18 protein-coding genes are annotated in these 23,746 nt (G+C 53.8%); 10 read left to right on the top strand and 8 right to left on the bottom strand.

All coding sequences use genetic code 11. From position 1 onward, the window contains the following. Nucleotides 1-134: 134 nt before the first annotated feature. Both AABA21_RS18295 and AABA21_RS18290 read left to right on the top strand, forming a co-directional pair. Entirely contained in the window at nt 135-2,396 is a 2,262-nt protein-coding gene (locus AABA21_RS18295; protein ID WP_338252676.1) for a DUF2079 domain-containing protein, read from the top strand. Between the two features lie 65 nt (nt 2,397-2,461). Further along, a complete protein-coding gene (locus AABA21_RS18290; RefSeq protein WP_338252674.1) occupies nt 2,462-3,949 on the top strand; it encodes a hypothetical protein in 1,488 nt (495 codons plus the stop codon). A 92-nt stretch (nt 3,950-4,041) separates the two neighbouring features. Here AABA21_RS18290 and mfd read toward each other — a convergent pair whose 3' ends face one another. The 4 genes from mfd to AABA21_RS18270 all read right to left on the bottom strand — a co-directional run bounded on the left by mfd (nt 4,042) and on the right by AABA21_RS18270 (nt 11,287). Beyond that, a complete protein-coding gene (mfd, locus tag AABA21_RS18285; protein WP_338252672.1) occupies nt 4,042-7,581 on the bottom strand; it encodes a transcription-repair coupling factor in 3,540 nt (1,179 codons plus the stop codon). Between the two features lie 482 nt (nt 7,582-8,063). Then, nucleotides 8,064-9,035, bottom strand: a complete 972-nt coding sequence (locus AABA21_RS18280; protein WP_338252669.1) for a helix-turn-helix transcriptional regulator — start codon at nt 9,033-9,035, stop codon at nt 8,064-8,066. A gap of 266 nt (nt 9,036-9,301) precedes the next feature. Continuing rightward, nucleotides 9,302-10,015, bottom strand: coding sequence for an aminoacyl-tRNA hydrolase (pth, locus tag AABA21_RS18275; RefSeq protein WP_338252667.1), 714 nt, complete (start codon nt 10,013-10,015; stop codon nt 9,302-9,304). A 12-nt stretch (nt 10,016-10,027) separates the two neighbouring features. Further along, a complete protein-coding gene (locus AABA21_RS18270; RefSeq protein WP_338252665.1) occupies nt 10,028-11,287 on the bottom strand; it encodes a metallophosphoesterase family protein in 1,260 nt (419 codons plus the stop codon). Between the two features lie 275 nt (nt 11,288-11,562). On the opposite strand from AABA21_RS18270, the gene AABA21_RS18265 reads away from it, so the two are divergent. After that, entirely contained in the window at nt 11,563-12,561 is a 999-nt protein-coding gene (locus tag AABA21_RS18265; RefSeq protein WP_338252664.1) for a sugar phosphate isomerase/epimerase family protein, read from the top strand. Between the two features lie 56 nt (nt 12,562-12,617). Here the strand turns inward: AABA21_RS18265 and AABA21_RS18260 are convergent, their stop codons facing one another. From AABA21_RS18260 to AABA21_RS18245, 4 genes are all read right to left on the bottom strand, one after another. Continuing rightward, complete coding sequence (locus AABA21_RS18260; protein WP_338252661.1) at nt 12,618-13,592, bottom strand: D-alanyl-D-alanine carboxypeptidase family protein; 975 nt, start codon at nt 13,590-13,592, stop codon at nt 12,618-12,620. Between the two features lie 93 nt (nt 13,593-13,685). Continuing rightward, complete coding sequence (gene gatA / locus AABA21_RS18255) at nt 13,686-15,143, bottom strand: Asp-tRNA(Asn)/Glu-tRNA(Gln) amidotransferase subunit GatA (protein ID WP_338252659.1); 1,458 nt, start codon at nt 15,141-15,143, stop codon at nt 13,686-13,688. Between the two features lie 5 nt (nt 15,144-15,148). Continuing rightward, nucleotides 15,149-15,439, bottom strand: coding sequence for an Asp-tRNA(Asn)/Glu-tRNA(Gln) amidotransferase subunit GatC (gene gatC / locus AABA21_RS18250; RefSeq protein WP_338252657.1), 291 nt, complete (start codon nt 15,437-15,439; stop codon nt 15,149-15,151). 28 nt (nt 15,440-15,467) lie between these two features. Beyond that, nucleotides 15,468-15,776 carry an acylphosphatase gene (locus AABA21_RS18245; RefSeq protein ID WP_338252655.1) on the bottom strand — a complete coding sequence of 103 codons (309 nt, stop codon included), beginning with the start codon at nt 15,774-15,776 and terminating at the stop codon, nt 15,468-15,470. A gap of 310 nt (nt 15,777-16,086) precedes the next feature. Between AABA21_RS18245 and AABA21_RS18240 the strand changes: the two genes are divergently transcribed. The 7 genes from AABA21_RS18240 to AABA21_RS18210 all read left to right on the top strand — a co-directional run bounded on the left by AABA21_RS18240 (nt 16,087) and on the right by AABA21_RS18210 (nt 23,699). Then, nucleotides 16,087-17,058 carry an AAA family ATPase gene (locus AABA21_RS18240; RefSeq protein ID WP_338252654.1) on the top strand — a complete coding sequence of 324 codons (972 nt, stop codon included), beginning with the start codon at nt 16,087-16,089 and terminating at the stop codon, nt 17,056-17,058. A 2-nt stretch (nt 17,059-17,060) separates the two neighbouring features. Then, nucleotides 17,061-18,272: a DUF58 domain-containing protein gene (locus tag AABA21_RS18235; protein WP_338252652.1), complete on the top strand. Its 1,212-nt coding sequence runs from the start codon at nt 17,061-17,063 to the stop codon at nt 18,270-18,272. A gap of 5 nt (nt 18,273-18,277) precedes the next feature. Next, nucleotides 18,278-20,752 (top strand): transglutaminaseTgpA domain-containing protein, encoded by a 2,475-nt coding sequence (locus tag AABA21_RS18230; RefSeq protein WP_338252650.1) that lies wholly within the window; start codon nt 18,278-18,280, stop codon nt 20,750-20,752. Between the two features lie 112 nt (nt 20,753-20,864). Next, a complete protein-coding gene (locus tag AABA21_RS18225) occupies nt 20,865-21,224 on the top strand; it encodes a hypothetical protein (protein ID WP_338252648.1) in 360 nt (119 codons plus the stop codon). Between the two features lie 179 nt (nt 21,225-21,403). Continuing rightward, nucleotides 21,404-21,601, top strand: a complete 198-nt coding sequence (locus AABA21_RS18220) for a hypothetical protein (RefSeq protein WP_338252646.1) — start codon at nt 21,404-21,406, stop codon at nt 21,599-21,601. Nucleotides 21,602-21,896: 295 nt separating this feature from the next. Next, nucleotides 21,897-22,859, top strand: coding sequence for an ABC transporter ATP-binding protein (locus AABA21_RS18215; RefSeq protein ID WP_338252644.1), 963 nt, complete (start codon nt 21,897-21,899; stop codon nt 22,857-22,859). 15 nt (nt 22,860-22,874) lie between these two features. Further along, nucleotides 22,875-23,699: an ABC transporter permease gene (locus AABA21_RS18210; protein WP_338252642.1), complete on the top strand. Its 825-nt coding sequence runs from the start codon at nt 22,875-22,877 to the stop codon at nt 23,697-23,699. The last annotated feature ends 47 nt before the right edge of the window (nt 23,700-23,746 follow it).

The raw sequence follows: 23,746 nt of genomic DNA, 5'->3' as shown, positions 1-23,746 counted from the left end.
GTATGTGTTTTGTCTGGATAAACAATGGGCCGAACTGGTAGCGCATATAGACCAAGCCATACGGAGCGTTGGTGGCAGGACTGCTTTGCCAACCAGACAGGTGGTATCTATAACGAGAGAAAGAGGTAGCGCCTGTGGGTAAAGAGATCTGGCGTAAGCGCCTGGTCTATCTGCGCGATCAGTGGTGCGCTTACCCTGCTCCAGAGGTGTTGCCGCGTACCCGAACATTCTGGATCGTGACGGGCCTGATAACTTTGGCTGTCATCTGTTTCAGCGCCTTTTACATCCTGTACATGGGCGGTCGACACCTGGCTTTTCAAACCAATGCTGAAGACTTTGGTATTATGGATCAGTCGATCTGGAATACGGCCCATGGTAATCTGCTGCACGATACTATCTGCAATATTATCAACGATACCAATTGCGCGTCCCCGGATGGATACGTGCGTTTCGCGATCCATTTTGAGCCTATCTTATTTCCGATTTCCCTGTTCTACTACATCTGGTCTGATCCGCGTATCCTTTTTGTTATTCAGACGATTATCGTGGCGCTGGGTGCCTATCCAGCATACTGGCTGGCCCGCCTGCGCTTAGGCAACGAGTGGCTGGCAGGGACCTTTGCGCTGCTCTACCTGATCTATCCGGCTCAGCTACAGGCGACAACCTCAGACTTTCACGCGGTGACGCTGACGGCCTCCTTGCTGCTGTTTATGCTGTATTTCATGTATACGCGTCAGACGCTGTGGCTGTTTGTCTTTGCGCTTTTGGCCATGGCCTGCAAAGAGGATATCCCGCTGGTCGTGTTGACGTTCGGCCTCTGGTCGGTCATCTTTCAGCGCCGTTGGAAGAGTGGACTGGCTCTGGCGCTGCTTGGACTGGTCTGGTTCGTGGTCGCTACCCAAGTGATCATGCCGCACTTCAGCCCAACCGGCCAGCCGTTGCTGATTTCGCGGTACGGTGGGAGCGCGGGCGGTGGATCTCTGATCAAAGATGCCTTTGTGCACCCGGTGTCCTTTTTACATACATATGTCTTTGAGTATCATCACCTGGCGTATATTCACGCTGTCCTGGCACCGGCTGGCTATATACCCAGACCGCACGGCGGCGGCATCTTCTATCTGCCAATGCTGGCACCATGGGTGCTGGTCATGGCGACTCCTTCGCTGGCGATCAACCTGCTGAGCTCGAACCCACAGCAATATAGCGGCCTGTTCCACTATAATGCTGAAGTCGTGCCGGTAATCATTTTTTCTACCATTGAGGCTCTGGTGGTTGTGCGTTGGCTGGCGCGCCACGCCCTGGCTGCGCTGGCCAGTCGCGGGATCGTTCTGGCGCGGACCAGCTCAGATATAGGACGCTTCTTGCCTCGCATTTTGACCTGGGTGCTGGTGCTTGGGGTCATCTTTAGCGCCTTACGTTCAGACTATTATTTCCATGGTCAGCTGCCATTCTCGATCGGTTTTCAATGGCCGCAGACCACGCCGCATATGGACCTGGCTCAGCACTTTATGGATATGATTCCAGAGGATGCCTCGGTATCGGCGCAGACAAAACTGGTGCCGCACCTGAGTCACCGCGCGAGCATCTATATGTTCCCGTATGCCGCCGATCCGAAATATCTGAATGGTCGGCCCGCGGATCGGCTGGCTGAATACGTTTTATTAGATGTAACGGGAGATATCTATCCCTATTTTGAAGCTCAGCAATATACGAGCGAGGTTAAAACTGTGCTGGCTAGTGGGAACTATGGCGTGCTGGCTGCTCAGGATGGGTATCTGTTGTTGAAGCGTGGGCTATCAGCACCGCGTATCTTACCGTCTACAGGCGGCGGACAGCCATCCGATCCGGCATCTCTGTTGTTTGACCTGCCGGCGAGCTTCTGTTCAAATATATACGTTTCACCTCAAGAGGTGAAGAATTCGTTGCAGGTTGACTTCAAGCAACCTGGCGGTGGACATATGGACCTGGCTGGATTTGAGGTGGGCGCCAGTAGTCCTTTTAGCCGCACCAATGGCTATGGGTCGCTGACGACCTATTGGCGCGTAGAGCAGCCGAGTAAGCAACCATTACAGGTGACCACGTTATTGAAGGGGAGCAACGGGCAGGAATATATTGCCAGTATGGATATGCCTGAACTTGCCTGGTGTCCTACACAGAGTTGGAAAGCTGGCTCAATCGTGCGACTCATGACTCGTACGTTTAATCTACAAAAGAGTGGTATTCCAAATGGGCTAGCACAGATGTCCATTGCCCTTTTACCACAAGTACAGACATCGAGTACAATAATGGATGTACAAGCTCGGCTGCCGTTGCAGGTTTTGCATGCACCGCGTACAGTTACTGCCAACCCGGGTACACATACGCTGCAGTTGATGCCAATAACAATTGTCGACTAATGAATAGTGAGCGGCATCACCAATTCTCTATGGCATGCCCGCAGTAAAATGAAAGAGGATGTAGGATGGGCATTTATTTAGGTCAACTCCCGCCTGCGGAAATCGCACGCTTAAAAGCTGAATTAGCTGAGACGCTGATCGCTAATTTCTGCTATCCACGTTTTTTTGATCATCGCACCGAGTCATTACAGATGCGTCCAGTTGACCGTTCGAAGCGTCAGGAAGTGTGGCTCTATCTTAGCTCTGTCGATTTTACTGCCTGGAGTCGTATCGACCTCATGTCTACGGATTTTCAGCATCAGATCGAGCGGCTGTTTATCCAGTTTGTGCAACGCAATCGCAATTTCTTTGGGAGCCAGGGCCGCCGCAGAATGTCGGATATCCGTTTACTCATTAGCTCGTGCGCGTCGACGGTGACCCAGAATCTGCGGCATCACCTGACAGGCCAGAAGTCCACGCCAGGTACGCCGCCCTTTGGAAGCCCGCGTCCAGTGGTTTCGTGGAGTACGCCCAGCATTAGTGGACGGTCTGAGCCGACATGGGAGCAGGTCGCCAACTCGACTATGTTGTTGCAGCAGCAGATGCAGGAGATTCGTGGCGAAGCTCGCCCGATGGCCACCCCGGCCGCTGCCGCCGTGGCCCAGCCGGTCGGGGTTGGTGCCAGCTCTGCCAATCAATATGCGACCACTGGGGCCGCTCGTCGACCTGCTGCTACACCAGGTTCGGCCAGTTCGGCTAGCTATCCTTCGGTGCAACAGCCGGGGAGGAGCGACGTTGAAGCTCCGGCTGCCAGGAAGCCGGTGGCGCCGCAACGTCAGAACCAGCCAGTTGCTCCGGCCGCGGATGGTCGCGTAGGGTCTGCCCAACCGGTGGCTGCCGCGACACCTGCTACTATGCCACCTCCTGCTGCCAGAACGGGCCGGCCAGCTGAGACGGCGGCTCCCCAGCCCGTGGCACGCAAATTGGATTCGCTCACGCAGCCACAGGAGAATAAAAATGCTGCCCCGGTGAATCGTAGCGCGCCGCCAGCACAAACATCTGTTACCGCGCCTACTATGCCGGTTTCCAGACAAAGCAGGACGTCTACAGGCAATGGTACGCGTCCGCCGACTTCGCCATTAAGTGAGACCGCACCCGCCCCGGCAGTCTCTGCACCGCCAGCGAGTCCGGCCGCGCCAGCTGCCGCGCGAGCATCTGCTCCCGCGAATTTTCCCGTTGCCCCTAATAGTCCTCTCGCAGCCGCGACGTCTCATGGAAACCGCGAAGTGATGACGGCGGGCGAAGATGACCTGGCGATCTTTGAGCAGATGCGCCACCAGCTTGTGATCTGGCTACGGGTCGAAGCTATTTCAGCTGGCCTTGAGATCTCTAATCAGAGCCCTACCCAGTTGCTGGAAATGTTACGCCAACAGGCTCGCTTCGATGAGACGCGTCTACAGGTCGTTTCAACCCTGCTGAATCTGGCCAACCAGGTGATGAAGACCGGCCTGGTCAGCGTGCTCGATTACAAGCAGGCTCTCATGTTCCACCTGATGCATACACGCCGTCAATAAAAAATGGTGAGGTATGAGAAAGAAGGGATAAATGTCAGGGACGCGCTTTTGGCGCGTCCCTGACATTTATCCCTTCTTTCTCATATTTGTGTTCAGGATGCGGTGGATGAGGCTGATGCTGTGATGACGGGCAGCAGTTCTTTTAGCTGCTTCATCCAGGTGGGCCCAAGCAAGCGTCGGGGGATGCGGATGACCCCCTGTTGCACGCGCGCCTCGTTGCGGAAGCGACGATAGAGCATGATGCGATTAGGTACCACGTTGCGCTTGACTGTTAAGATTAATTCGTTGTCTTTGATGGCGATGGCTTCGTATCCCAGCTGGGCCGCCTCGACTTTCAGGTTGACTAGCTCAAGCAGGTTGTGTACCGGTTCGGGTACGGGTCCGAAGCGGTCGGTCATCTCCGCCGCCATGGCTTCTACCTGCTCGGGACCTTTGAGATTGGCGAGGCGCTGATAGAAATTGACTTTGAGTGTGCGATCGCCGATGTATTCGTCGGGCAGGTAGGCATCGACTGGGAGATCGACCGAGGTCGAGGGCATTCCCATTTCCGCCTGCTTACCCTGTAGCTCCTGAACAGCATCTGAAAGTAGCTTACAGTAGAGATCAAAGCCGACTGAATTCATGAAACCCGATTGTTCCGCGCCCAGCAAGCTGCCTGCGCCACGGATCTCCAGGTCCTTCATGGCGATGCGGAAGCCAGCCCCTAACTCGGTTGCCTCGAAGATGGCGCGCAACCGTTTTTCCTGTACCGGTGTCAGCCTGGCATTTTTGCCATAGAAGAAGTAGGCATAGGCCTGCTGCGTGGCACGCCCTACACGTCCACGTAACTGATAGAGCTGTGAGAGGCCGAAGAATGCGGCATTATTGACGATGATCGTATTGGCATTTGGAATGTCCAGTCCATTTTCAATGATCGTCGTGGAGATCAGTACATCATAATCCCCATTAGAGAAGCCAACCATGACGCGTTCAAGTTGTTCTTCATTCATCTGCCCGTGACCAACGATGACACGAGCTTCCGGAATCAGGCGTTGTAACTTCTGGGCCAGCACCTGGATGCCCTGGACCCGGTTATGCACGAAGAAGACCTGGCCGCCCCGGTCGATCTCGCGCAGAATGGCCTCACGTATCAACGCATCGTCATACTCACGAATCGTCGTGCGAATGGGTAGGCGCTCCTGCGGCGGCGTCTCAATGATGCTCATGTCGCGTAGATTGACCAGCGACATATGCAGTGTACGCGGAATAGGCGTGGCGGTCATTGTCAGCACGTCGATCTCCGCCCGTAGCTGTTTCAGGCGCTCTTTATGGATGACGCCGAAGCGTTGTTCTTCGTCGACGACCAGTAGCCCCAGATTCAAGAAGACCACGTCTTTTTGCAGCAGGCGATGGGTGCCGATGATAATGTCTACTTTACCCATTGCCAGGTCTTCCAGGATTTGCTTTTGCTCCTTTTCGGAACGGAAGCGACTGAGCAGCTCGACGCGAACGGGATAGGCTTTGAGGCGCTCCTTAAAGTTGTTGTAGTGCTGCAGGGCCAGAACGGTGGTGGGAACGAGGATGGCGACCTGCCGCTGATCGAGTACGCACTTGAAGGCAGCTCGGAGCGCTACCTCAGTTTTGCCGTAGCCTACATCACCGCAGACCAGCCGATCCATGGGCCGTGGCAGTTCCATATCCGCCTTGACCTCATCGATCGCTCGCTGTTGATCAGGTGTTTCTTGATAGGGGAAGCCGTCTTCTAGTTCTTGTAGCCATGGCTGCTCCGAATCTGGCGGAAAGGGATGCCCCTGTGCCGCTTCGCGCACGCTATAGAGGCGCAACAGCTCACGGGCGACATCCTGTACATTCTCTTTCACTTTGGATTTCGCACGTGTCCATTCGGTGGTGCCCAGCTTGCTCAAAGCGGGAACCGCGTCTCCCATCCCTATATAGCGCGTAATGCGGTCGAGTTGATCGGTTGGGATGTACAGCTTGTCCGTCCCTGCGTAATGGATTAAGAGATATTCGCGCTCGACGCCGGTGAGATTCATCTTCACCAGCCCCTCGAAGCGTCCGATGCCGTGTTCCTGGTGAACAACATAGTCGCCGGGATTGACCTCGGCCAGGAACGAGGCTGGCGTGACCGGTTTGCGGCGCTGGACATTGCGCCGTTTCGACCAGCCAAAGATCTCTGTATCGGTATAGATATAGAGCGCCAATGAGCGCGATTGCCAGCCTTCGGTAAGCTGTCCCTGGATCAGGGTTAGCGTGCCGGCTTCCGGCAATTGATTGATGTTGGTGCCGGGGCTGACCTCAATGGTTTGATCGTGTAGAATGCTCTCATCGCTGAGTACCTCGGCCATGCGTCGCGCCTGCATGGTTACAATGATCACGCGATCGCGGTTATCCAGCGCTTTACGACAGTCCTGCACAAATGCTCGCAGGCGGCCGCCATATGAATTGGCGCTGCTGCAGGGGGGAACTAAATTCTCCGTTCCACCCTGCTGGCGCATATCAAATTCGCTTTCGGCGGTCGAGAGGATGTCGGCAAAACGTAGTTGACGCCGCTGCTGAATCTGTGGTTCCAGTTGTTTCCATTCCAGGCAGGCGTTGCGCAGGCGAGCTGGATTCTCATGCTCTTTCTCATGTTGCTCTTTAATTTCCTGTGCCTGCAGATCCAGTTCCTGAATATGATTTTGCACACTGGCCGGATTATCTATAATCAGCAGGCCATTGGCTGGTAGGTAATCGAGCACGCTGGCCGGGCTATGCAGGTAGGGCAGATAGAAGGCGATATCCTCAAACGAGCGTTGCTGGGCGAGCAATTCAATGTCATGCTTCCAGCGTTCTTCCGCATCTTTGTGTAGCGTGCGGCTATCCAGTTGGGCTAATTCTTTAGCCGCCGCGATTCCTCGACCAGGAAGCGCCTCGCGCGCAGGCCCGATAATACACGACTCGATCGTATTCAGGGAGCGCTGTGTCTCCTGGTCAAACGTACGGATCGATTCAATTTCATCGCCAAAGAACTCGACGCGTACCGGTCGTGGAAGCGTCGGTGGAAACAGGTCGATGATACCACCACGATGGCTAAACTGGCCCGTCTCCTCTACCTCTGCGACAGGCTCATAACCAAGGTTGTAGAGGTGCTCGATCAGCATATTGAGATCTGTTTCTTGCTCCGTCTGTAAGCGGAACAGGGATGCCGAGAGCTCCTGGGGCGGAATCACCGGCTGGGTAAGCGCACGCGCCGAGCAGATAACAATAGGGGTGCGCTCCCGTTCAACCATGGCAATCAACGCTTGCATACGGCGCTGGGTGGTCAGGGCGTCACCAATCAAGCGCTCGTAGGGAAGAGCATTGCGATCTGGTAAGCAAAAGACATCGCTGGGATTAGGAACGAAGGCTTTGAGTACCTCGGTCATTTGAGTCGCCTCTGCCTCATCGCTGGCAACAATCAGCATGGGCTGCTTTAACGCACGCGCCAGGCTGGCGGCGATATAGGGGCGCGCAGCCTCGGTGATGCCGGTGAGCGCAGGAATTCCTTCAGCATGTTGTATTTTTTCTTGTAAACGGCGAAACTCTGGCCGTTGTATCAGCAGTGTTAATAAACCCTGTAATGTCAATTCGACCTCCAGCACTAGACAGTACAAACAGCACCCCCTCCGTGCTTGCCGTGGGGGTGTCGTTTGCCTTGCCCTTGTTCCATACTTTAGTTATCATACCGTACTACCTGGGCTCTCGTCTAGACAGGACGGTACACTTTGCCTCTTTTGTCTTATCACAGAATAATTTCAAACGTTATAATATAAATTTCAGCAAAAGCTTTTGAAGTCATATTTGTTGTGAGAGTGAGCCTTACTCTCACCTTACTGGGGTACGTGAGCACCCTCACACGCGTGTCCGCGCTGGTTTTTTATAGGGTGCATGGGGTGGGGTGCGCGGATGCGCACCCCACCCCATGCACCCATATATGTATGACGGTTTTGCACCTGCGGTGGCTCCCGAGTCCGTTATGGGTTGGTACCGGGGGGCGCATCCGCACCCCCCGGCACCAACCCATAAAACCAGCGCGGCCGCGCAGCGGACGCGCGTGGGGGGACTATCACGTACCCCCAGGGTGACGGGAGTAGACTCATTCTGCATGAGTATCGAAGCCAGCATGCGCGATACGCACCATCTCTTGTGCCAGTTCGAGCAAGGTTGTGCGTAGTTCTGGCGGTTGGTGGATCACAAATGGAATGTTGAGATTCATCAGGTAGCGAGCCATCGATGGCAGGTCGACATGATGGGTTTGAAAGAGTACTCCAGTTGGTGTGGGCGTCAACTTGCCATGCGTCGAAGGAATTTTATGTTGTACCAGGTGCAACTCTTCCTGAAACTCTACCTCGATCAGCCACCTGGGAGGAACCGTAACCAGGTGTTTCAGGATGTAGTCCTGGTAATCGAAATCTTTATCGGGCACAAATGTTTCTTCATGGATCTGTACCTGGAGGATACGATCCAGCCGAAACATGCGATACGACTGACGCAGCATGCAATAGCCCACTACGTACCAGTGGCCTTTCCATCCCGCGATGCCGTAGGGCTCGATCGTGCGTGTGCTGTCCTGGTTGTGATGTGAGCTATATGCTATCGTTACGCGTCGATGGGTGTGCGCCGCTTCGCTCAGACGAACCAGTAGTGAGGAATCGGGGCGCGTATCCTTTTGTTGAGGAGAAAGCATCATATTGGTTGAGAATGCTTGCAGACGTTCACGACCTTTCGCCGGTAGTATGCGATATACTTTGGCCAGCGCGCCTTCTACCGCTGTTGCCGAGAGATCTATTTCCAGCCAGGATGTTCCCAGCAGCCCTAGCATGACTGCGGTAGCCTCTTCTTCTGTAAACAAGAGTGGCGGCAATTTAAATCCCGGTCGTAAGCGATAGCCCCCACCGGGCCCCCGGCTCCCCTCTATGGGCATCCCCATATCTTGAAGCATTCCGATGTAGCGCCGTACCGTCCTCGGCTCAACTTCCAGGCGCCGGGCCAGTTCTTCTCCACTTAAATAGGGATGCATCTGCAAGAGATCCAGGATGGTTAGCAAGCGTGTGCTTGGATGATACATTTTTCTCTCCATCGACGAGAAAGAGTTCAGCAAGAACTTCCGTTCAATTGTAGATCATCCTTGAGTGCTGTGCAAGAGTATGTGCGCTTGCGCGCCGCTGGCATTTGTGCCTTCGGCCCTTGACGATACGCGCCTACGGCGCTCAAAGATATTTATTTAATAGGGTCCATGCAAAATAGGTGCCCCAGGCACCTATTTTGCATGGACCCTATTAAATAAATATGGGGCGCGTCAGCGCCCCAGGCAATGCCCTCAGGGACGCCAAGTCAGTTTGAGGTGGCCTGGCCATCAGTGGGGAGGGAATCTGCCTGCGCGGCGGCAGCCTGCCGCGCAAACTCTTCTTCTTTGCGCCTCTTTTCTTGTTCGCGGCGTTCCTGTTTGAGGCGGCGTTTCTCTTCGGCCTTGCGTTGCGCTTCGGGATCTACGTTGATGATATTCATGGCGGCGTCCAGCCCTTTTTCCAGGTAGAGAGGTATCGCTTCGGCTGCTTTGCTTTCGGCGATCTCTAGCTCGATCTGTTCGGAGCTTGCCGGAACACCCAGTACATGATTGATGGTGTCGATATGCTTATTGGCGGGTCGACCGATGCCGACGCGCAGGCGTGGAAATTCGTTGGTATGCAGGTGGCTGATCAAGCTATTGATCCCATTGTGTCCACCAGAGCTACCACGGGCGCGCAGACGGATATGGCCGATCGGTAGATCGAGTTCATCATAGATGACCAGGATATCTTCGGGCTCGATCTTAAACCAGCGTACCAGTTCGCCAACGGCCTCTCCACTGTTGTTCATATAGGTAGTTGGCTTTACGAGTACCACCTTTTCATATCCAATGGTGCCGCTGGCGATCATGGCCCGACCACGACGTTCCCAGCGGAACGCATGGGTATGCGCAAGCAAATCCACAACGTGGAAGCCCACGTTGTGGCGTGTTTTTTCATATTGAGAGCCCGGATTGCCCAGGCCAATAATTAATTTCATTGGAGTTCCTGATTAGCGACCGTAAGCAAGGCGTGTGGCCAGGTATTGTGGTAGTTTCGCCTTCTCAATCTTTTCCTGTGTCTTCTCAAATGAATAGGGTATGCGATAAAAAGTGAAGCCACCATTGGTATCGTAGATCATAAAGGCCGCGCGCGGATCGCCATCGCGTGGTTGACCAACGCCACCGGGATTGACGATGGCTCGATGGTGTTCAGGGGCCTGCCACAACCCTTCCGGAGGCACCAGCATCTCATTCGTAACGTCAATCATGCTCTGACTGAGTCCCAGCAGGGTTAAGAGCTCTTCAATTTCCTGGTTAATGAGATCTTCAGCATCCTGGATAGCCTCCGCAGAGGCGTACTCGTCATCTGTTTCTGTTTCACCCTCTTCGCTATCCAGTGTCTCCTCATCGGCATCAGCATCCTCGTTAGATTCCTGGTTGGTGATGATCTCTTTCAGTTCAGAAGGCGTCTCTGGATTGGCCTCGGGGGCATCGTCGGCGATCTGATGCTGCAGATCCGCGATGGCGTCCGCCGCGTCGGCGACCAGGTTTTGAATCTGCTCTGTTTCGGTATGGGCGCTCTCGGTTTTCTCGCCCGACTGAGCGGCCTGGGACTGTTGCCGCGTAGACCCTACGGTGCTTGCCTCGTTATCCTGTTGTTTTTCTGAGGTGTTGGAAGGAGATGACCCATCAACCGCTTCCAGCGCTGCCGTTTCCTCATCATCCAGATTTTCCATTACCTCACCATTGGCTAATGGACTGGTCGGGGTGTTGGACAGGGTGTCCGGCTGTTGAAAAATGACCGGCACGTGGGTGTGCCCCACGAAGCAGTAACGGCTATTGAAGTGCTGAAAGCTTCTTTCTGCCAGCACTTCTGACGTCAGGTACTCCCACAGTGGTCCGTAAGGACTACCGTGTACCAGCAGGCATTCACCCTTCTGGATCCGTTCTGGTAGATTAGCCAGGAACGCGCGATTCTCTTCCGTGAGCTGGGTGGCCGTCCATTCGGCAGAGATGCGTGCAGCCTCGCTGAAATCATCGAGATCCAGCTTGCCAACTGCAGCCCAGTCGTGATTGCCAGCAATAATAACGTCAGTGCGTTCTCGCAATTTCTTGATGCACTCATTAGGATTGGGCCCATAGCCGACCAGGTCTCCTAGAAACCAGAGCTCATCAATGGGATCCTCTTGAGCTAATTCATCAATTTTCGCGAGCACTGCTTCTAGTGCTTCTAAATTCGCGTGAATATCGGTAAAGATCGCGTAACGCATGCAGCATACTCTATTCAAAATATATGATACTTGTAAGTGAGGTTATTTTATCATGTTTGTAGCAACCTTACTAGTAGTCTGCCAATCTTGCCCTGGAAATGGGCCGCCAGTCACGGTGAACACAACTTTCTGGCAGTCAGACGTGTTTAAGCGCATGTGGTATACTCAAGTACGAACGATGGTGTAGTTGCCCAGCGAGCAGCGCGGCCGCTTTGAGAGCGTATATGCAGCCTGATCGATCGGGCACTTAATGAAAAACTTGTAAGGGGGACGTAATGGCACGACCTGTCACACTTTTTACTGGCCAATGGGGCGACCTGCCCCTGGAGGAATTAGCCGCCAAGGTGAGCCGCTGGGGCTTTGATGGTCTGGAATTGGCGACCTCGGGCCAGCATTTTGACGAAGTTCGTATCCTCAACGAGCCTGGTTATGCCGAGTCGTTGCGCGCTATTTTAGACAAATACAACTTGAAAGTGTATGCCGTTGGCGCACACCTGATTGGCCAGGCGACCTGTGATCCGATTGATCCACGGCACCAGAATATTCTGCCCAAAGATGTATGGGGTGATGGTGAACCTGAAGGTGTGCGCAAACGTGCCGCTGAGCGCATGAAAGATATCGCGCGCGCCGCCGCTAAATTTGGTGTCGACCGCGTCACCGGCTTTACCGGATCGAGCGTCTGGCATATGCTTTATTCTTTCCCGCCCAATGATTTTGCCCAGATCGAGCGTGGCTATGCGGATTTCGCTGATCGCTGGAATCCAATCATCGACGTCTTCGACCAGGAGGGTGTCAAGTTCGCGTTAGAGGTCCATCCAACCGAGATCGCCTATGATTTTGTAACCACGCGTAAGACACTGGACGCGATCAATAATCGCCCCGGCTTTGGCATCAACTTTGATCCCAGCCACCTGGTGCCCCAGTTTCTGGACTCGGCAACCTTCCTGGCTGAGTTCGCGGATCGCATCTATCATGTGCATGTAAAAGATTCCAAGCGCCATCTCAATGGACGCCGCAGCATCCTGGCCTCTCATCTCAACTTCGGTGAGGCCGAGCGCGGTTGGGACTTTGTCTCGCCAGGACATGGTGATGTTGATTTTGAGTCGATCATTCGCACCTTGAACCGCATTGGGTATCAGGGTCCCCTCTCAATTGAATGGGAGGATTCTGGTATGGACCGCGAGTATGGAGCGCAGGACGCGCTGGCCTTTGTGCGCCGCTCGGACTTTGCGCCTTCCAACGTGGCCTTCGATGCCGCCTTCAGCAAAAAATAATGCCGTACGGACGACCGAGGGCAATCAGGTACCTATCTGGTTGCCCTCGGTTTATGTTATTCTCTGGGTGGTAGCACGGGCAGGTGGAAGCCCCAGTCCAGCAGCGCGGCGGCATCGATGTTGCGTTGTGTCTCATCTGGACTATTGAGTAGGACCCCGATCAGATGATGCTGATGACTGGTGGCGGCAAAGACCAGGCAATAGCCGGCGGCAAAGGTATGTCCGGTTTTGATGCCGGTCGCCCCGGCATAACTGCCCAGTAGCTTATTTGTATTGGTCCAGAGCAGTGTTCTGCCACCGATATGGGCGGTATACGTCTGCGTATGCACGATGGTGGCGAACAAAGGAATACTCATGGCGTAGCGGCTCAACCTGGCCAGATCATAAGCGGTCGTGTAGTGTGTTGTACTGTCCCCTATCAGTCCATCTGGACTGCTGTAATGGGTTTGAAACAGGTGCAGGCGTTGCGCGAAGAGATTCATATGATTGACGAACACATCCCGATCACCTGCGCTCAGTTCATCGGCAATCGCGTAGGCCGCGTCATTGCCCGAGGGCAGCATCAACGCATAGAGCATCTCCTTGAGCGGCGCGACATCCCCCACCTGTAGACCCGCGCTACTCCCATCATCGAGGATGACGTGATCAATCGCGTCCTGATGCACATGTATGGGACGCTCAAGATCGGCCGTCTGAATCGCGATCAGCGCCGTCATGATCTTGGTGGTGCTGGCCATCATGAGTGGCTCTTCCCCATTTTTTTCGTAGAGAATATTGCCAGTGTCAGCGTCAAGCAGCAACTCGGCCGTCGCGTCTGTCGCGGGGGCTGTTCCCCTGGCTGTCAGAACGGGTTGAGCGGTTGGGATTGGCGTGGGTGAAGAGCGTGGCTGTGGGGTGGCTGTGGGTGAAGCTGCCGACTGTGCGCTACCCTGTAGTGCGGTCCCAAGCGGGGTAAAGGTGAGGATCGGTACCAGAATGAGAAGAAATAGAGCGATACATATCAATAAGAGTGCAAGAAGACGGCGTTTCATTATAAGTTGTACCTATTCGTTTTTTCTAGAAAAGAAGCGCCCTGCCCTTCTTCATGCTTCTATGGCAAAGGGCAGAGCGCTCGAATGGGCAGTTTATAAACCGGGCCATTGGGTGTGATAATCGGTCACCTGCTCAAAGGCATCGGCGATGCGCAGGATCACATCTTCTTTAAAGACGTTACCAAGCAGTTGCAGGCCGATCGGCAGATTTTCGCTGAAGCCACCAGGGATGGAGACGCCACAGATACCGGCCAGGTTGGCTGGTATGGTGAAGACGTCTTGCAGGTACATCTGGTAGGGATCGGATATCTCACCAATCTTGAAGGCCACGGTTGGTGAGGCGGGACTGACCAGGGCGTCAAATTTCTCGAAGGCACGGTCAAAGTCCTGTTTGATCAGGGTACGTACTTTTTCGGCGCGCTTATAGTAGGCATCATAATAGCCAGCCGAGAGGGCGTACGTTCCCAGCATGATGCGGCGCTTTACCTCGGCTCCGAAGCCATACTCACGCGTCTTCTCCATCGCTTCCCACATGTCGCTGGTATCGCGATACGAGTAGCCATACTTCACGCCATCGTAGCGGGCAAGGTTTGAGCTGGCCTCAGCTGGCGCGATGATGTAGTAGGCGGCGACGCCATATCTGGTATGTGGCAAGGAGACAGGGCTGATCTCGGCACCCAGTTCGCGCAGGCGCTCGATGTTGGCTTTCGTCGTCTCAATGACCTCGGGCTGTGTGCCCTCAACCCAGTATTCCTCGGGTACCCCGATGCGCAGCCCTTTAATGCTCCCGGAAAGCGCGGCCTCATAGTCTTGTACTGGTTCGGGTGAGCTCGTGCCATCACGCTGATCATGGCCGGCGATCGCCTGCAGCAGGATCGCCGCGTCACGCGCACTACGCGCGAAAGGACCAATCTGGTCTAGCGAGGAGGCGAAGGCGACCAGGCCGAAGCGCGAGACGCGCCCATAGGTCGGCTTGAGTCCAACCAGATTACAGAGCGAGCCGGGCTGGCGGATAGAGCCGCCGGTGTCGCTACCGTATGAGCCCATCGCCATGCCGGCGGCCACCGCTGCGGCGGAGCCACCGCTACTGCCACCAGGTGCGCGCTCTAAATCCCAGGGGTTATGGGTTGGGAAAAAGGCCGAATGTTCGGTTGACGAACCCATGGCGAACTCATCCATATTTGTCTTACCGACCATGACGAAGCCGGTGGCGTTCAGGCGTTCCATCACCGTGGCATCGAAGGGAGGCTTGAAGTTTTCCAGCATGCGTGAGCCACAGGTAGTGGTGATACCTTTGGTGCTGATCACGTCCTTAATGGCCAGTGGAATGCCGGTTAAAGGATGGAGGTTTTCACCACTGGCGAGGCGCTTATCCGCCTCACGCGCCTGCTGCAGGGCCAGTTCATCCGTTACCAGGGTGAACGCCTTCACCTTTGGCTCAACCGCGCGGATACGATCCAGGTGGGCCTGCGTCAATTCGACCGCAGAAATTTTACGCTGGCGTAAGAGTGCGCCAGCTTCGGAAATGCTGAGCTTATAGAGTTCTGTCATCTATCCTATTCCTCCTCCAGTACCGCATTGACCTTCAGGCAGTTCTCATCCTGATCGGGCGCGTTCGCCAGCAACACCTCGGGTGGATAGGATGGTTGTGGAATATCCTCACGTGTAATATTGGTGAGGCGCGACGCATGGGCTGTTGGGGAAACGCCGCTCACATCCGCTTCCTGCAAAATATGAATATGGTCTAGAATGGCAGAAAGTTGGGTACCAAACATGTCGGCCTCTTCCTCGCTCAGTCCCAATCGGGCGAGTTGGGCGACATTTTGTACCGTCTCGCGATCAATCATACTGTTCCTCTTCTATATAACCTGCTTGCTACCATCGGACGTGGAAGCCGCTTACATGTTCCGTAGGTTCTCTCCAGGTTACACGTACATCCTGCACCTGTGCTGCCGAGGGCCCCTGCCGCAGCAAGGCCAGCAGATGTTCGAGCGCGGGACGCGTCCCCTGCGCGACTACTTCAACGTCGCCACTGCTATCATTGCGGACGTACCCGTGTAACCCCAGGGGAAGTGCTTTTTCGACAACGAAATAACGAAAGCCTACGCCCTGCACAAGTCCGACTACCACTGCGTAAAGTTCTTCTTTTGGGTTCGGATTGTTCTGGCTCATGGCTTCCATCATAGCATAGACTCGCCTTTGAGGATAGTCCCTTTCGCAGAATGAAGAAAGAAGGATACTTTTGCCAGGCATGAGATATAGGATTCAGGATAGACGTATAATTATATGGAAGGCTGTAACAAAAACATATGACGCATCGTATTAGTTAGGAATGTTCGTGCACCGTTTTTTATACAGCAAATTTATGACTATCATTGTGTTATTGAGGTAGTAAGTGATACCATAATAAACACCACTTTTCGTCTATCGCATTTCAATGGATCAGATAACTATCGATGCGCCAGCCTCGATAAAACCTCTTATGGAGTGATTAATGCAGTCAGTACAAGACCTTGCAAGCGCTGTACAGCGTGTGATCGGCAATGTTGAACGGGTCATTGTTGGCAAAGCCGAGCCCGTTGCGTTCAGCTTGATCGCGGTAATCTGCCACGGCCATATTTTGATTGAAGATGTGCCGGGCGTAGGTAAAACCGTGCTTACGAAATCTATCGCCCGTTCGATTGGTTGTTCTTTTAAACGTATCCAGTTTACTCCGGACCTGTTACCCAGTGATGTGACCGGTGTCTCTATTTATAACCAGAAGTCGGGCAATTTTGAGTTTCGCCCCGGGCCGATCATGTCACAGATTGTACTGGCGGACGAGGTGAATCGTGCCACTCCTAAAACCCAGTCGGCCTTGCTCGAGGCGATGGAAGAAGCTCAGATTACGGTAGACGGTGTGACCTATCAGTTGCCCCAACCTTTCATGGTGATGGCGACGCAAAACCCGATTGAATATGAGGGTACCTTTCCTTTGCCCGAGGCGCAGCTGGACCGCTTCATGATGAGCATTAAGCTTGGCTACCCGCGTGCCGAGGACGAGATCAATATTTTGGATAGTCATCAGCACCATCATCCGCTTGAGGACCTGGCCCAGATTATGACGGCCGATGAGCTGGTCTTGATTCAGCAGCAGGTGCGTAGCATACATGTTGATCCATCGATTCGAGAGTATATTGTGGCTCTCGCTAATGCGACCCGCAATCATCAGAATATTTATCTGGGTGTGAGTCCACGCGGATCGCTGGCCCTGTTCCGCGCCTCCCAGGCACTGGCCGCCATACGTGGCCGTGGTTATGTCATTCCTGATGACATCAAGCTGCTGGTCAAGCCGACCCTGGCACACCGTATTATTGTCAACCCTGCTGCACGCGTACGCTCTGTGACCTCGGCGCAAATTCTTGATGAGATCTTGCAATCGGTGCCGGTGCCAAACGCGTGGGTTGGTGGTGGAAGGGGGCGCTAGCTATGCGTCCATGGCAAGTATTCTTACTGATTCTCGTGCTGGCCTTCTTTGCCATCAGTAGTGCCTGGAAGGTCCTCTATGTTTTGACGTATGTGCTCCTGGTCCTGTTCGTCCTATCCTGGGTCTGGACTCGCTTTAGCCTGCTCAAGATGGTATTTCGTCGCACCTCTGTGGCGGGACGCGTGCAGGTGGGCGAGTATTTTGATGAGCGTTTGACGCTTGATAATATGAGCTCTTTCCCTAAACTATGGGTGCAGATCGCTGATGGCTCGACCCTACCCGGACATTGGGCCGGATATGTGGCCAGCATGGGAGGGCGCAAGCGAGCAACCTGGCGTGCACGCAGTGTGTGTCAGCAACGTGGACGCTTCCAGCTCGGTCCCGTGCTGGCGATGAGTGGAGATCCCTTCGGATTGTTTCGCCGCCGCATTGTGCTGGCGCCTGCCCAGGAAATACTGGTCTTGCCGCGTGTCTATCCCTTATCCGACTTCGCTCTGTTTACTGGTGGCCTGCCCGGACGCGGCAGGAGTTCGCGCCGCGCATTACAGACCACTACCACTCCCACCACTATCCGTGAATACGCCAGCGGTGATGCGCTCAATCGTATTCACTGGCGTTCCAGCGCGCATTATAACAAGCTGATGGTGAAAGAGTTTGACCTTGACCCGGCCATTGATGCCTGGATCTTTTTGGATCTTCACTCCGCTGTGCAGGCCGGAGAAGGCAATGAATCGACTGAGGAATACGGCGTAACGATCGCCGCTACCCTGGCCACGTATCTCTTGCGGCAGGATTTTTCCGTGGGCATGATTGTCAATGGTGAACGTAGAGAGATGTTGCCATTGGATCGAGGTGAGCGCCAGATCGAACGCGCACTGGAATTGCTGGCCGTCGTTATGGCAGGTGACGGTCCAGATCTAAAAGAAGCCCTGGCGATGGATGCCTTCCACTTTGGGCGTAACGCGGTAGCGATCGTGATCACGCCATCAAATTCGCGTGATTGGCATGAAAGTTTGCGTCACTTGAAACTGCGTGGAGTACAGACCGCCGTTATAGGATTGGATGCAGCCTCTTTTATAGAGCAACCACCGGATGAAGATACACTGGCTTTGCTGGAAGGTTCGGGCGTCCCGGTTATGCGCGTCAAACGCGGTGAACCTATTACTCAAATTTTAGAAACGGGTACTGATGTGCGTGCACTACAACAGAGGTAAGCGTAATGCGCAATGCGGCGATGGAACGTCTCTCAAAGCTGATTACCGATCCATCCAGGCGACGACAGGATGACGTTAATGAGCTGGTTAGCAGCAGAGGAATTGCATACTACTTTGAAGAGGGCTGGTTTTCTCTCTTCTTGCTGGCTTTAATGGTATATTGTGTGACCTGGTGTATTCAAGCTGCCAATTGGGTTGATAACCTGAGCGTGCTGACTTTGACCACCTTTATCGCCCTGTTGCTCGGGCTCTGGTCGGCCAAGCAACAGCGGTTTGCGCCGGCTCTGGTCTATATTCCCGTTACGCTGCTGAGTCTTGCCTTCTCCTACTGGCAGATGACCAGTTTTTTCTACGAAGGCAATGCCGCTGCCAGCTGGCAAGCGATACAGCGCGGATGCAGCCAAATCTTCAGCGGGAACTTTAATTTCGATGGCTCTATTCCTTTCCTCTTCATCGTTTTCTGCAGTTTTATGCTGGCGTATTGTAGCGTACTGTGCCTGTATCGCTGGCATCTTCCCTGGCTGATGGTGATCCTGAATGCCCTTGTTCTTGTCTTCAATTTAAACAATGTTATTGCGCCCTACATTATTTTGCTTGTGATCTTCTTGCTGGCCGCTCTGGTCCTGCTGTTACGCTTTAACCTCCATCAGGCGATCCACGGCTGGCAGCGCAAAGGTTTGCGCTACTCAGATGATCTGAGTTGGGACGTGATGCAGACGGGCATTTTTATTACCGTAAGCATCCTCGTGCTTTCCTGGCTCCTTCCCAGTTCTTATGAGGAGTCGCACCTGGCCCAGATCTGGGCGCCCAATGGTCCGTTAGGACAATTTTCCACCATCTTTAATTCTGTAGGTTCCACGGATAATATCGCGGCCAACCATGGTAACTTTAAAGATACCCTGGTGCTTGGCGGTAACCCTAATCTGACACAGGATGTTGTCTTTAAAGTGAAGATCGATGATATTCAACCTCAGTATCTGACACTGGTGACGTATGATACGTATGACCATGGTTGGTCGATCGTCTATAACGATCAGAAATATCATATTGCCGCCAATACGACGTTGTCGAACAGTACGCAGAAGACCCATACGGTCAAGCAGACCATCGAGGTCGTTGCAGCCCCCGGCGAGCAACAGCCGTACCTGGTGGGCGCATCGGATATTGTGCAGATGTCTCTGCCGGCTAATGTGATGGATGGCAGCGGCGGCATCATTGCCTGGCTGGGTGATAATAATAATGGTCTGGCAGCCGGTACGCACTATACCGTGATCTCTACGGCTTCGTCTGCCGATATCGTATCGCTGCGCGAGATCCCCATGCCTGCCGATGCGCCCAATTTTGATCCGAACCAGGCACCAGATCAGTTGCCTCCAGTGGACTATTTTAATCTTCAGACGGTAAAAGATTTCACCCAGGTTCCTGGCTATCTCCAGAAGGATAAGCGTATCCACGACCTGGCGCAAAAGATAGTGACGCAGGCAAAGGCCACCACTATGTATGATAAGGCGGTGGCCCTGGAAACATACCTGCGTCAGCATTATACCTATAATACCAATATTCATCCCCCGGCCGGGGTTGATCCTGTGCTCTGGTTCCTCTTTGGTAATAAGAACCACGATGGCTATTGTAACTACTTTTCGACGGCCATGACGCTTATGGCCCGCTCTTTGGGCATTCCAACTCGTGAGGTCGCCGGATATGCACCGGGGACCTATGAAAGTGGACAATATACTATTCGTGGAGTGGATGCCCATACCTGGACCCAGGTCTACTTCGCCGGCTATGGCTGGATTAACTTTGAGCCTTCGGCCAGCTTTAAAACGTTTGAGCGCCCACAGCCCGATCAATATAGCGGCAGCGCGCCTCTTCCTGGTGGAAACAGTGTTACCCTGCCTTCAGCCACCAATAAAGCGCGTCGGGATCGCAATATTGATAACCCTGCTGATAATGGAAGCGGCGGATCAGGTGCCAATCAGTCGCAGGATGTGTTCCAGGCTCAATTGCGTATCGGTCTGGGGGGTATACTGGTAGTAATCTTGCTGGGAACACTGATCTTTGCGTTCTGGTGGCGGCGCCTGTTCAGCCGCTATAGTGTGGCGGCCCAGATCTATGGTCGTATTTGTACGCTGGCTGAGTGGGCGGGCCTTGAGCACCAGTCATCACAGACACCTTATGAATACCTGCACAGCCTGGCGGGCTCGGTTCTGACATCGAAAGAAGATGAGCAAGCCCTGGAGCGACTGGGGGATATCTTTGTGCGCGAGCGCTGGGCTGATCCCGACAGCGTAGAACATCCGCGGCGATCGGGTGAACATAGAGAGTTGCCGGCCATGTGGAAGCGCTTGCGGGGACGACTGTTCTTTTACGTGGCCCGACATCCTCGCTTTCTGCGTCGCGTGCCCGATGCTATCAGAAGACAGTACAAACGTCTGCAGGCGAGGCGGCAGAAGCGCAAGAAGATGCGGCTAGAATTTTAGCATGGACTGCTTGACCTCCACGGTACATTTTCGTACACTATAGGTCGCGGCCTCCTGTCATCTTAACTGTGGGCTGCACTTTTTCAAGCTAATAATTTGGTAGGAGGATTCCATGTCAGAAAATGAAGTAGTCAGTTCCGAGCAAACGCTCATTCCATTACAGATCCCTGAAAAACGGGAATTAGAGATCCCGGGTGCGCCTCCTGTGCGCCTGCAGACGCTGGACCTGGCGCGCCATATCGCGATTGCCCCGGACCACAAGCAATATGTCGTGGCGACATTTGCGGACCGTAACCTTGGCCGCGATTATGTCACAACCATCTATCCCCAGCAGGGCGGGTATCATACCCTGGTGCGTTTACCCCTGTGTGAGTATGTCTTTAGTGACCCTGACGAAGCACTCCAGCGCCATGTTGAACTGGTACAGGTGATTCAGCAAGGGAAGTTACGATCGTATCTGAAAGAGAAATAATACTTACCTGGCGTTCACAAAAATAAAATTTGTTATCATATTCCCTTGACATAGAACAAGTATATTCCGTATACTTGGAAGCAGTGGGGATTACATGTGTAATCCCCAATACCTCTCACTTACTGTGGGATATTTTTTTCTGCCTTTTTCGCCGATTTTTATGAAAGGAGATGGCTGGCATGTTGAACAATCGTGTACTTTCCTATGCTGTGCTGCGCGAGCGCGCCGCTATTTTTGGTCACGATACCCATGCTGTGCCCGGTGCCACCACAGGCTTGTATGCCTCAGGCTTTGTTTTCCTGACGCATCGCCCTACCGATGTGGCCCAGGGGACCAGTGTGCCCATCTCCAGGAGGAGACCGCCTGATAGACGCTAGCAGGCGCGTCAAATGTAAGAGCAACCCTCCAACCGTGGGCACTGGTGAAGCAAATCCAGCCCACGGTTTTTTTATTGTGTTTTTTTCTAAGGACTTCAATTGTCGTTTCGCTGATGAATGGAGGATGTATGTCGTTTTGAGGTATGTGCCTGGGAATGTAATGGTAGAAGTATGGAAATTGTCACTGTCTGGTTGGACAGATCTGGCCTGTTCGAAGGTTCGATGTCAGGGTCGCCGCGTTGATCTAGACTTGAGAATGTTCTGATAGGCGTGCTTATTCCAAAGGAGAAAACTCTTGTCTATCCTTGATATTGCGGCTATGCCACTGTTAAAAAATATCACCATTGATCCGGCCGACGATGCGGTCGTCATCGATGGTGTTTCAAAAGTCTTTAAAAAATCACGTTCGTTATGGAGTCGTTCACGGAAGAATGCACCGGAGAAGGAGCAGAAAAAGGAGATACGCGCGGTCGATAATGTCAGTTTAAAGGTCAAACGCCGTGAGATCGTTGGTATTTTGGGCGCGAATGGCTCTGGGAAATCCACTTTGATCCGCATGATGTCTACGCTGCTGATTCCCGATGAGGGTTCGGTACGCATCTTTGGCTATGACGTGGTCAAGGATGAATATACGGTGCAGCGGCTGATCAATCGCGTGAGTGTAGAGGCGTCATTCTTCAAGAAGCTCTCTCCGATGGAGAATCTGATCTATGCGGCCCGCCTTTATAACATGAATGGGGCAGAGGCGCGCAAGCGCATCCGCGAGATTTTGACGCGGCTGGGCATCAAGCCCGATCGCATCGATGCGCCGCTGGAGAACATGTCCCGTGGTATGCAGCAGAAGGTCGCTATCGCCCGCGCGTTTCTGACCTCGCCGATTCTATTGCTGCTGGATGAGCCGACCACCGGGCTGGATCCACGCTCAAAGATCGATGTGCAGAAATTCGTCAATGAGCTGCGCGATGTGCATGACGCGACCATCCTGATTACGACCCATGATATGGACGAGGCCGAGGCCCTGTGCGATCGCGTGGCCATTATCGACAAGGGCCGTATCGTCGCTGAAGGGGAGACAGAGGCCCTCAAGCGCACCGTGACCGCTCTCCATGGTAAGACTGAACTGGTCTCGATGAATGAAGTGTTTATGCACTATACCGCGGCCCATCTGATCACCGAGGAAGACGTGAAGCGCTATGGTAGCTGGGAGAAGGCATTCGAAGTGTACGAGGCCCGGCGTGAAGAAGAAGAGAATAATTAAAGGAGAGTTGTTACTATGTCATCGATGTTGCATCAGGCGCGTGCCAGCTTTGCGTTTTTTGAGCGCAACTGGAACCTGACCAAGCGCTACTGGGCGTGGGAGGTGGTCTGGCTCTTTTATAACGTGGTGAACGCGCTCAGCATAACATTTATCGCGCAGGCCACGCCCGACCTGAAGCCGGCCCAGGTCAACTATATGATCCTGTACCTGTTGATCGGTACATCGGTCTGGACCTATTTGAGTGTGACCTTTGATGGCGTGACCGATGTCATCAATATTGAGCACTGGGAAGGGACGATCGAATATACCTTTATGGCTCCTATCTCGCGCCTGACGCATATGATTGGAAGCTGCTGGTACGCCATCGTACACGGACTGTTGTTTACGGCCCTGCAGTTGATCGTGGTGGTCCTCTTTTTCCATCTCGATCTCAGCCACGCTAACTATCTGACGGTCGTGTTTATGCTGTTGTTAGGGAGCATCTCGTTTATCGGCTTTGGCATCGCTACCTCGGTCCTGCCGCTGCTGTATACCGAGAAGGGCATGCAGATGTCCTTTATTGTGCGCGCGGTGATCTTGCTGGTTTCGGGCGTCTACTATCCAGTGACCGTTCTACCGGCCTGGATGCAGCCTTTATCCTGGCTCTCACCCGCCACTTATGTGCTCAACGGGCTGCGCGCCGGACTGCTGTCGGGCAAGGAGCTCTGGTCGCCCGAGGTCTGGAGCAACATCTGGCCGCTGTTGATCACAGGCGTGATCAGCATCCCTGTTGGTATGTGGATCTTCAGGATGGCCGAGCGCTACGCCAAGCGTACCGGCAAATTGAAGCGCAACGGCTAGAATCATTTTGTTGATGTGATTGATCAGGTGGAAGCAGTTGTGTTTGG

It is taken from the genome of Dictyobacter halimunensis, assembly GCF_036245075.1.
Note: the sequence above shows the minus strand (reverse complement) of the source record. Positions and strands in the feature narration are given on the sequence as shown.